Genomic DNA, 10,446 nt, shown 5'->3' with positions numbered 1-10,446 from the left:
TTTCACGTCGGCGATGTGAAATTTCTCGTCCGTGACGTGAAGTTCGGCATTCTTCTCTCCAGTTTTGCGAAGCCTCATGACTTTGTACACGTTCCAATACTCTTGAATCACCCCAAATTTGACGTCCGCCATGTCAAATTTGGCGTCCGTCACGTCAAATTTGGCGTCCGTCACGTCAAATTTGGCGTCCGTCACGTCAAATTTGGCGTCCACCATGTCAAATTTGACGTCCGTGATGTCAAATTTGGCGTCCGCCACGTCAAACTTGACGTCCGTGATGTCAAATTTGACGTCCGTGATGTCAAATTTGACGTCCGCCATGTCAAATTTGACGTCCGCGACGTCAAATTTGGGGTAAATGAACCTTAAAACCTCATTTGTAAATTCGATAACCCCAAACAAAAAAAATCCCAGCGGGATGATATATTGATAGCCAGCGGGTTGAAATCCAGGGTGTGCTAAATCCTCAATATAAAAAACGGATAGAACGATTTGTAATTCATAACCAAACATTGTTAGTTTCAATTCATAAAAAAAAGCTACAGGAATTGTTTTTCTTGTAGCTTTTGTTTGTGTCTTGTTGTTGCGGGCACGGATTGCAAATCCGCGCGATCGGGTTATCTTTGCGGACATGGATTGCAAATCCGCGCAATCGGGTATTTTTTTATTTCATTTTCTAAATCTATTATGCAATTTTCAATATTTAAATTTTCATTATTCTCTAATATGTTTTTAATCTCCAATTGAATAAACGAAATTGTTTGAGTATTTAAAATGTAAACTTTTTTCACGGCCTCATTTGTTATAATCATTTTTTCGTCATCAATTTTTTTCACCAAGAATTTAATTGAATTATGCAATTCTGTATTTCTAAAAACTTCCTTATCGAGCAAATTAAAATATTTGATATAATCTATTTTAATATTTTCAATTTTAGAAACTAAATATAAATATTTTACATAATCAGATCCGTTCGTTTTATTACAGAAAATTTGAAGTGCTTTTTCGCGCTCATTTTTTATAACTGATAAGCAAGCGGTTTCGAAAATTGATCCAATAAAATAATTTATAATTGATGAACTAAGATGTTTCGGACTTTCTATTTTCTCTAAGATATTTTTTTCATTATCTGTTTCTACACAACCTGTCCAATATTTCTCTTCAATTAATTTAGTATTTACATAAGTTTTTGAATGATTATATTGTATTTGAAATTTTTTAAGTTTATAGCCCATTATAACATTCACAAAGCAATGTCCGAGTTCATGCCAAATTGATTTTTGCAAGCTTTCAGTTTCTCTAATATTATTCATTGATTTTTTCTTGTTAAAAATAGAAGTTATCGTTTCCGGAATTTAAAATATCCTAGAACGTCTTGGCATTACAGTGGGTCTGGGACTAAATTAAGCCCATTCTTCGGATTTGCCAAATTAACCCACATACAAAACCAACTTCCCATTAAGCCAATTGCCCAAATCCGTTGTAGTAGCTATTGGCAGATGTATTTTTACCAAGTTTTCCTTTCGTTATAATCTGGTTTGTCTAAATATTCCATAACGTATTTACTCATTTGAGGCTTCATTTTATTATATAAATCTTCATATATAGGTGCTTTATATTTGTGAATTGCTCTAAAAACATTATCTACATTATATCTATAATACCACGTGTCAGAATAGTTTCTTTTATCTAGTATTTCTATTAATAGTGCTAAACTTTCTTTGTTTTGATATATTGAGATTGCACGGCAATAGTATTTTAAGTCATCTGACGAGAATTGCTTGTTCTTTTTAATAGTTTTATCGAAATACTTTTTTAGTATTGGGAAATAAATTTCATTTGGATTTTGTTCTATTGATTTAAAAATCCAATTTTCACAAGGACTTTCAAGAATATTAAATTTGTTTTTTAAAAATTCTAAATCTTCATTTTTCTTAAATTTTGACAAAGCAAAACAGGCACTTAATTGTATTCCGCATCGATATTTATCTTTTTTTTCACATCTTTTTTTTATAATTGAATAATACTTTTCTTTTGGTTCAACTTCTTGAATCATATAAGTAAAACTTTCTAGGTAAGAATGTTTTATTAAAACACTATCCAATAAGATGTTTTTTTCTGTTTGTGTAAGTGTTCCAGTAGTTTTGGCCTCGTCAATAAGCAAATCAGTAACCATTTGTTCACCTACCAAATCCCCAGAAGACCAAAAAACTTTAGATGTATCGTTTAAGTGTCCTAATAAGGTTTTAAAATAATCTTTATCTTTTCGGGTTATTAATGTTCTAAATGCAATAACTCTTAATAAGGGGACTTCGCATTCAATAAGTTGTTCTAATTCTTTTTTTGAGCAATTTTTTTTTAAAAAACTACTTGCAGTAGCATCTAAAGAATAAAGATTATTTTCTTTTTGAAGTTTTTTCAATTGTATTTGTAACTCAGGTCTGAAGTCAGAGATTTTATTCGGATATGGTTTTTTATCTCCACAACTAAATAAGAATAAAAGTATAAATATGTAAGTTAGGTTTTTCATAATATATTATATACACGCAACAAACATTCACATATACAACCATTTTTGGGTAGATTGGAGAATGTTTGTCTCGTATTATTGTCTTTCAAATATATAAAATTAACATTCAAAACAGGACAATCAATTGTTTCTATTTATAAAAAGCGATTTCATAAATATAATTTAGGCATCATCTAATTAATAACGACTAACTACTTAAATATCAGTTGAAATACACCAAAATAGCAGATGAAAAATCATACACTTTTGATTGTAATTTAGTACTTTTAGTGTTGTTATTTTCTTTATTTAATCCTAATATTCTGAGATATGCAAAACTTTAAATTAGTAATTGTAATTTTAGCATGCTGTTTTTTTTCACCCCTAACATCTTCTGCTGATTCCCTCGAATCGCTTACAAATAAAAAGGCATTTGTATTTTTTCTTACGACCATTGATGCTGTCGAAATAGCCAACTTCTTTAAAAAATATCCAGATTTAAAATCCTCCCAGGAAGAGGTTAGCAAACTGTACAAAGACCGCTCTTACAAATCAATTTGGTATGAAGGAGCGAATATCAATGAATTTGCACATTTATTATATCATAAACTAACACTGACTACAGAAGAAGGTGTTGCAATAAATTTGCCCTACAAAGAGAAAATCGACGAAATATTTGATGAAGAATCACCAACAAAATTGTCCGAATCGGATACGGAACTCTTCCTGTCTTCGATGTATGTCATTTATGCCAAAAAGGTCTATGAAGGACTGGATGATAAAACCGTTAAAAGTATAGAATGGTTTTTGCCTAAAAAGAAGATTTCGTATGAATCGGTTTTAGATTCCTTAATGACAAATCCCGCCTTATTAGATAAAAATGAAAAAGTGCTTCTGGACCAATATTACAAACTGGAGGATGTTTTAAAAAAATATCGAAAAATAGAAAAAGATAATAGTTGGACACCAATACCTTATACAGAACCTTTCAAAGAATTAAGACCTGATGACAGCTCGACAACTATTGCCGAAATTAGAAAGCGATTGTTTATTGTGGGCGATTTAAAAAATGATAATAAAAGCAATTTTTATGATCAGGAATTAATGGATGGCGTCATGAAATACAAAAACCGTTACAATTTAAAGCCCAACTATATTATTACGCTGGATCATATCAAACAAATGAACGAACCTATTGGTTATCGCATTAAAACCTTATTGCTTAATATGGAGCGCTGTCGCTGGGTTCCGCCAAGTCTATCAAAAGCTAATGAGTACGTGATGGTCAATATTCCGTCGTTTATGCTGTATTTTGTGAGGGACGGAAAATACGATTTGGTTTCGAATGTTTTTATTGGAACGCCACTAACGAAAACGGTTATTTTTAGTGGTAATATAGACCGAATTGTATTTAGCCCGTATTGGTATTTGCCTACAAGTATTATCAATAACGAATTAAAACTTAAAATGGCCGAGGACAAAAACTACCTGACCGATCATAATATGGAATGGAACAACGGAAAGGTAAGACAAAAGCCTGGTCCTAAAAACTCTCTGGGACTGGTAAAATTTATGTTTCCGAATCCTAATGATATTTATTTGCATGACTCTCCAGCCAAAAGTTTGTTTACGTTCGAGAAACGTATTTTTAGTCATGGCTGTATTAATGTAATGAAGGCAAAAGAATTAGCGGTTACCATGCTAAAGAATTATCCGGACTGGCCAGAGGAGAAAATAACTCAGGCTATGAGCGGAGAGAAAGAAACTCCCTTGATGCTAAAGAAAAAAGTTCCTATCTACATTGGGTATTTTACAGCCTGGGTGAATGAAGACAATGAAATTCGGTTTTTTGATGATGTTTACAAAAGAGATCCCCAACTGGATAAAATTCTTTTTCCAGACGATCCTACTTTTAAAATAGAATAATCTCTCGTAATGAATGAAAATTTAATTAAACACATAGAAAACATAGATTTTATGATCTTGAAAAAAAGAAAATCAAAAAAGAAACTAGTTTCTTCACACATAGTCCCGATAACTATCGGGATGTTTTAATGCAAGTGAAACGCCTTTTATGAGTTCAATAAGCTATGTTTCTATGTGTTAAAAATTATTTCACCCAACGTGTTCTTTCAATTGTTTTTTATCTGTGTAGTCTTATGAAAATAAAACCTTCTGACCTAGCCCTGATAGAAGCGGCATCTCCCGATTTAGAAAAACAAGGCTTTTTTGCCGTAGTTTTTGTTAATCGGGAATATAGCGGATAGCAGGACAAGTGTTAATTATGAAACAAAATGTTACTGCTCCTGAAAGAAAATAATAGTTTGTTTTTGGATTTAGTAGTATTTTTGGATTTCATAAACCCCAAAACAATGAAATCTATTTTAGTTTTTGTGTTGGCCCTGTCGCTGACCTCTTGTGCACAAGTGCAACAAACCTTGAATCAATTGCCGCAAATCTCTTCGCAAATTCCCGGAATGGGCGGAATTGGTGGTGTTGATATTGCCGGCGGATTAAAAGAAGCCCTGAATAAAGGGATTACGGAACAAGTGAGTAAATTAACGGCTGTAGATGGCTTTTACAAAAATGAAGCAGTTAAAATTCTGCTTCCTGATGAATTGAAAAAAGTAGATGCGACTTTACGAAAAGTAGGATTGGCATCACTGGCCGATGAAGGAATTAAGGTATTGAATCGTGCAGCAGAAGATGCTGTAAAAGAGGCAACTCCGATTTTTGTTTCGGCGGTAAAAAATATGTCGTTTACCGATGCGAAAAACATTTTATTAGGCAATGACAGCGCAGCTACGAGTTATTTGCAAAACAGCACTACAACAGCTTTGTACGGAAAATTTAATCCGGTAATAAAAAGTTCGTTTGCAAAAGTGGGAGCTGATGAAGTCTGGACCAAAATTATTACCAAATACAATACGATTCCGCTTGTAAAAAAAGTAAATCCAGATTTGACTGATTATACCACTAACCAGGCTCTAGCAGGCGTTTTTAAAATGATTGCTGTGGAAGAAAAAGAAATCAGAAACGATATTAGTGCGAGAACAACGCCTTTATTGAAAAGCGTTTTTGCCATGCAGGACGGAAAATAATTTTTATCCGGAGGTTCAAAGAGGCATAGCTGCAAAGATTCAAAGATTTACAAAATACGATGAACTTTGCACAAATCTTTTTGAACTTTCGGTTGACTAACCAAAAAACGATAAACCAAAAAATGCAAAAAATTACCATCCTGATTCACTGCAAAGACCAAAAAGGAATTATTGCGGCAGTGACCACTTTTATTGCTAAAGTAGAAGGAAATATTACCTACATTGACCAGCATGTGGATGTAGAGCAAAATATATTTTTTATGCGACTGGAATGTGAATTAACCAATCACCACATTACTATTGAAGGCTTAAAAGAAGATTTTGACCAAACGATTGCCACGGATTTTAATATGTCGTGGGAATTGTATAATCAGGAGCAAAAACCTAAAATGGCTCTTTTTGTATCTAAATATGATCATTGTCTTTTTGATATTTTAGGGCGTTACAGTGCCGGAGAATTAAATGTCGAAATTCCGGTTATCATAAGCAATCATAATGATTTGCGATCGATTGCAGAGCGATTTGATATTCCGTTTCATTTTGTTCCTTTTACAAAAGACAACAAAGAGGAAGGGGAAGCAAAACAAATTGAATTGCTAAAGAGATTTCAGATTAATTTTATTGTTTTGGCGCGTTATATGCAAATTATTACGCCCAATCTTATTTCGCTATACGAAAACAAGATTATCAATATTCACCATTCGTTTTTGCCTGCATTTCCGGGAGCAAAACCGTATCATTCGGCTTTTAAACGAGGGGTAAAAATTATTGGAGCGACGAGTCATTACGTAACCGAAGAATTAGACGAAGGGCCTATTATCGAGCAGGATATAGCGAGAGTTTCGCATATTCACTCTGTTGATGATTTTATTATGAAAGGCCGCGACTTAGAAAGAATTGTTCTCGCAAGAGCCATAAAACTGCATGCCGAACGTAAGACGATGGTGTATAGTAATAAGACTGTGGTATTTTCTTGATTTTTTAGGTTGTTTTTTTAACCGCAATCCCGATAGCTATCGGGACGCAAAGGTTATTTTACTTTGTGGTTTGTTGGTTTTCTAAAAAAGTTCGCAAAAGGAGCTATCTTAATTTTTGAGGAATTTTAACTTATAATTTTATAGACAAAGAACATTCGCAATTTTGTCATTCCGTAGGAATCTCAAACTTTGTTTCGAATGAATACTTTACAAAATAAACAAACCCAACAGGTTTTTAAAACCTGTTGGGTTTACTATTTAAAATCCAAAAGTAAAACTTAGGAACTTAGAGACTTAGTACCTCAGAAGCTTATTTAACTAAATCAAATCTATCCAGATTCATTACTTTAGTCCAAATAGCAGCAAAATCTTTTACGAATCTTTCTTTGGCATCACTAAAAGCGTACACCTCGGCTATGGCACGAAGTTCTGAGTTAGAACCAAAAATAAGATCGGCACGGGTGGCAGTCCATTTTAACTCCCCAGTTGTTCTGCTGCGGCCTTCAAATGTTTCACCAGTTTCGTCTGTTGCTTTCCAGGCAGTTCCTAAATCTAATAAATTAGTAAAAAAGTCATTGCTTAGCGTTTCAGCATTTGCAGATAAAACACCGTGTTTAGAGCCATCATAATTGGTATTTAAAACTCTCAAACCACCTAATAAAACAGTCATTTCTGGTGCGCTCAACGTTAATAATTGAGCTTTGTCAATCAATAATTCTTCGGTAATTCCGGTACTTTTTGCATTTTTATAATTTCTAAAACCATCTGCCATTGGTTCTAATGCAGCAAACGAATCAACATCGGTTTGTTCTAAAGTGGCGTCGCCTCTTCCTGGTGAAAAAGGAACTTTTACATCAAAACCGGCATTAGCCGCTGCTTTTTCGATAGCGACTGAACCACCTAAAACAATTAAATCAGCAATAGAAACTTGTTTTCCGGAACTTACAAATTCGTTTTGAATTTTTTCTAAAGTTGCCAAAACGTTTTTTAACTGCGTTGGATTGTTCACTTCCCAATTGATTTGTGGCTCAAAGCGAATACGGGCTCCATTAGCACCTCCTCTTTTATCAGAACCACGGAAAGTAGAAGCTGAAGCCCAGGCAGTAGCTACTAATTGTGAAACAGATAATCCGCTTGAAAGTATTTTTTCTTTTAAAATCTCAATATCGCTGTGCGTCAATTCATATTTTGCAGCCGGAATCGGGTCTTGCCAAATCAATACTTCAGTAGGTACTTCCGGTCCTAAATAACGAGAAATAGGTCCCATGTCTCTATGCGTTAATTTGTACCATGCTCTAGCAAATGAATCGGCAAATTTGTCGAAATTCTGAAAATAATCTCTGGAAATTGGCTCATAAACAGGGTCTAATTTCAAGGCCATATCTGCGGTTGTCATCATTGGAGCATGACGTTTGTTAGGATCGTGAGCATCTTCAACTGTGGTTGCAGCGCTCTCATCTGTTGGTGTCCATTGATGTGCTCCGGCTGGACTTTTGGTCAATTTCCAGTCATATTTGAATAAGGTTTCAAAATAGCCATTGTCCCAAGTTGTTGGGTTGGGTTTCCAGGCTCCTTCAATTCCGCTCGTAATAGCGTCTCCGCCTACACCGGAACCGTGTGTGCTTTTCCAGCCCATACCCATTTGCTCAATACTTCCTCCTTCAGGATCTGCGCCTACAAGGGAAGCATCACCCGCTCCGTGCGCTTTACCAAATGTATGTCCTCCGGCAACTAATGCCACTGTTTCTTCATCATTCATTGCCATGCGGGCAAACGTTTCACGGATATCACGACCTGAACCTATTGGATCCGGGTTACCATTAGGCCCTTCAGGATTTACATAAATCAATCCCATTTGTACTGCTGCCAACGGGTTATCCAGCTCACGATCGCCTTTGTAGCGGGTGTCTCCCAACCAGGTCGTTTCGTTCCCCCAGTTTACATCCAGTTCTGGTTCCCAAACATCTTCTCGTCCTCCGGCGAATCCAAAAGTTTTAAGCCCCATTGATTCTAATGCACAGTTACCTGCCAAAATCATCAAATCGGCCCAGGAGATTTTATTACCATATTTTTGTTTGATAGGCCAAAGTAAAAAACGGGCTTTATCTAAATTACCATTATCTGGCCAGCTATTTAAAGGCGCAAAACGCTGATTTCCTGAACTGGCACCACCACGACCGTCAGAAATACGATAGGTTCCGGCACTATGCCAGGCCATACGGATAAATAATGGTCCATAATGACCGTAATCTGCAGGCCACCAATCTTGAGAATTTGTCATTAAATCAAAAATGTCTTTTTTGACTTCTTTTAAATCTAAAGTTTTAAACGCTGCTGCGTAATTAAAACCTTTTTCCATAGGATCTGATAAAGTAGAATGCTGACGCAATATGCTTAAATCTAAACGATTTGGCCACCAGTCTTTATTTGATGTTCCCGCAGTTTTTGTAGGTTTCATTTGTCCGTTATGGTAAGGACATTTACTTTCGTTTGAATCACTCATTTCTCTTAATTTTTTTGTGTATTATTATTGGTTTTATCGGTAAATCGTAATTTTATATTAAATTACATTTGGCTGACATTTAACTGTTTACCAAATATACAAACTAAAACCTGTTAATTTGATAAATGAAATTGATTGTTTTTATATTTTAATAGCTAAAACCTATGTAATATTAAATAAAATGTAAATCAGGTAATTATAAAATCTTAACTTATGTCCAACAAAGTAATAACAAAACCTTAACAGCAAAACATTGATATATATCTGACCTTTGTAATGTAATAAACTGGTTATTTATTATTTTGGTTTTGGTTAGTTAAATGATGCCGGCGTCTTCGAGATGCCGGCATTCTTTTTTATGTAAAATTCCAAAAAAAAAATTCCAAATTCCAATCTAATGTAAACTTGGAATTTGGAATTTTAAAAAATTGAGATTTTAATTTTTCAATCTTTCATGAAGTAATTTAAAATACGGGAAAGCCTTTAAGAGTCGGCTTCCGTGCCAGGAGAACATTTCGCCATCTACAAAAATGGTTTTGGCGTGGTGTGTAAAGCGACCTATTTCGAATGCGTCTTCTTCCTTAAAAGGATACGGTTCAGACGAAAGCAAAACCAAATCCGGATCGCCTTCCAGACGCATTTTTTTGAGTTCGATTTCAGGATAACGCCCTTTGTCAGCATAGATATTCTGAAAATGATTCAGTTTTAATAATTCATCAATATAGGTGTCTTCTCCAGCCACCATATACGGGTTTTTCCAAATAAAATAAGCGGCTTTTTTTATTGGAATCTTCTGAATGTAATTTTTGAAATCGCTTAAAGCAAAAGCCAGTTTGTCGTTCCATTTCTGCGCTTCGGTTCTGCAATTAAAGATTTGACCAAAATCGGCAATCATCTGAAAATTATCTTCGATGGTTTTGATTTCGGTTACCCAAACCGGACAAATGGTACTTAATTGAGTTACGATCTCCTGCGTATTCTCTTCTTTATTACAAATGATAATATCGGGCTGTAATAATTTTATTTTTTCAAAATGAATCTTTTTGGTACCGCCAACTACTTTTTTGGCCGATTTAAGATGATAAGGATGCACGCAAAATTTGGTGATTCCGATGATTTTTTCTTCTAAACCCAAATCATACAGCAATTCGGTTTGCGAAGGCACTAGCGAAACAATCCTTTTTGGAGCAGTTTCGAAAGTATGCGTTGTACCGAGCTGATCTGTTAGTTGTTTCATTGGATTTTGTTTCAGGTTAACTTGTATGGTGTTTTCTTCCCGCAAAGATTCGCAAAGGTTTACGCTATGAACGCAAAGCTTTGCGAACCTTTGCGAAAAAACCTTTGCGAATCTTTGCG

8 protein-coding genes are annotated in these 10,446 nt (G+C 34.8%); 3 read left to right on the top strand and 5 right to left on the bottom strand.

Translation table 11 applies throughout. From position 1 onward, the window contains the following. From GON26_RS21945 to GON26_RS14345, 3 genes are all read right to left on the bottom strand, one after another. The coding region (locus GON26_RS21945) for a hypothetical protein (protein ID WP_202110878.1) at window positions 1-633 on the bottom strand (633 nt) is incomplete at its 3' end. After that, on the bottom strand, window positions 618-1,313 hold the full coding sequence (locus GON26_RS14350) for a hypothetical protein (RefSeq protein ID WP_160375472.1): 696 nt from the start codon (window positions 1,311-1,313) through the stop codon (window positions 618-620). The genes GON26_RS14350 and GON26_RS21945, both read right to left, overlap by 16 nt. A 194-nt stretch (window positions 1,314-1,507) precedes the next feature. Further along, window positions 1,508-2,530 carry a hypothetical protein gene (locus GON26_RS14345; RefSeq protein WP_160375471.1) on the bottom strand — a complete coding sequence of 341 codons (1,023 nt, stop codon included), beginning with the start codon at window positions 2,528-2,530 and terminating at the stop codon, window positions 1,508-1,510. Between the two features lie 309 nt (window positions 2,531-2,839). Between GON26_RS14345 and GON26_RS14340 the strand changes: the two genes are divergently transcribed. The 3 genes from GON26_RS14340 (at window position 2,840) to purU (ending at window position 6,587) form a co-directional block, all read left to right on the top strand. Beyond that, window positions 2,840-4,435: a L,D-transpeptidase family protein gene (locus GON26_RS14340; RefSeq protein ID WP_160375470.1), complete on the top strand. Its 1,596-nt coding sequence runs from the start codon at window positions 2,840-2,842 to the stop codon at window positions 4,433-4,435. A 446-nt stretch (window positions 4,436-4,881) separates the two neighbouring features. Continuing rightward, the gene (locus tag GON26_RS14335; RefSeq protein ID WP_160375469.1) at window positions 4,882-5,610 is read left to right on the top strand and encodes a DUF4197 domain-containing protein; all 729 of its coding nucleotides are present in this window, start codon (window positions 4,882-4,884) and stop codon (window positions 5,608-5,610) included. 122 nt (window positions 5,611-5,732) lie between these two features. After that, the gene (gene purU / locus GON26_RS14330; protein ID WP_160375468.1) at window positions 5,733-6,587 is read left to right on the top strand and encodes a formyltetrahydrofolate deformylase; all 855 of its coding nucleotides are present in this window, start codon (window positions 5,733-5,735) and stop codon (window positions 6,585-6,587) included. A gap of 310 nt (window positions 6,588-6,897) precedes the next feature. Here purU and katG read toward each other — a convergent pair whose 3' ends face one another. Together katG and GON26_RS14320 are read right to left on the bottom strand one after the other, a co-directional pair. Then, window positions 6,898-9,090, bottom strand: a complete 2,193-nt coding sequence (gene katG / locus GON26_RS14325; RefSeq protein WP_160375467.1) for a catalase/peroxidase HPI — start codon at window positions 9,088-9,090, stop codon at window positions 6,898-6,900. Window positions 9,091-9,526: 436 nt separating this feature from the next. Continuing rightward, entirely contained in the window at window positions 9,527-10,327 is an 801-nt protein-coding gene (locus GON26_RS14320; RefSeq protein WP_160375466.1) for an ABC transporter substrate-binding protein, read from the bottom strand. Window positions 10,328-10,446: the final 119 nt, after the last annotated feature.

Origin of the sequence: Flavobacterium hydrocarbonoxydans (genome assembly GCF_009789235.1) — a bacterium.
Classification (GTDB): Bacteria; Bacteroidota; Bacteroidia; order Flavobacteriales; family Flavobacteriaceae; genus Flavobacterium; species Flavobacterium hydrocarbonoxydans.
This window is presented reverse-complemented; position numbering and strand designations above follow the sequence as displayed.

What these genes read in the sequence shown, in the direction of transcription:
- GON26_RS14350 (WP_160375472.1), bottom strand. Translation starts at nt 1,313, where the DNA reads ATGAATAATATTAGAGAAACTGAAAGCTTGCAAAAATCAATTTGGCAT.
- GON26_RS14345 (WP_160375471.1), bottom strand. Translation starts at nt 2,530, where the DNA reads ATGAAAAACCTAACTTACATATTTATACTTTTATTCTTATTTAGTTGT.
- GON26_RS14340 (WP_160375470.1), top strand. Translation starts at nt 2,840, where the DNA reads ATGCAAAACTTTAAATTAGTAATTGTAATTTTAGCATGCTGTTTTTTT.
- GON26_RS14335 (WP_160375469.1), top strand. Translation starts at nt 4,882, where the DNA reads ATGAAATCTATTTTAGTTTTTGTGTTGGCCCTGTCGCTGACCTCTTGT.
- purU (WP_160375468.1), top strand. Translation starts at nt 5,733, where the DNA reads ATGCAAAAAATTACCATCCTGATTCACTGCAAAGACCAAAAAGGAATT.
- katG (WP_160375467.1), bottom strand. Translation starts at nt 9,090, where the DNA reads ATGAGTGATTCAAACGAAAGTAAATGTCCTTACCATAACGGACAAATG.
- GON26_RS14320 (WP_160375466.1), bottom strand. Translation starts at nt 10,327, where the DNA reads ATGAAACAACTAACAGATCAGCTCGGTACAACGCATACTTTCGAAACT.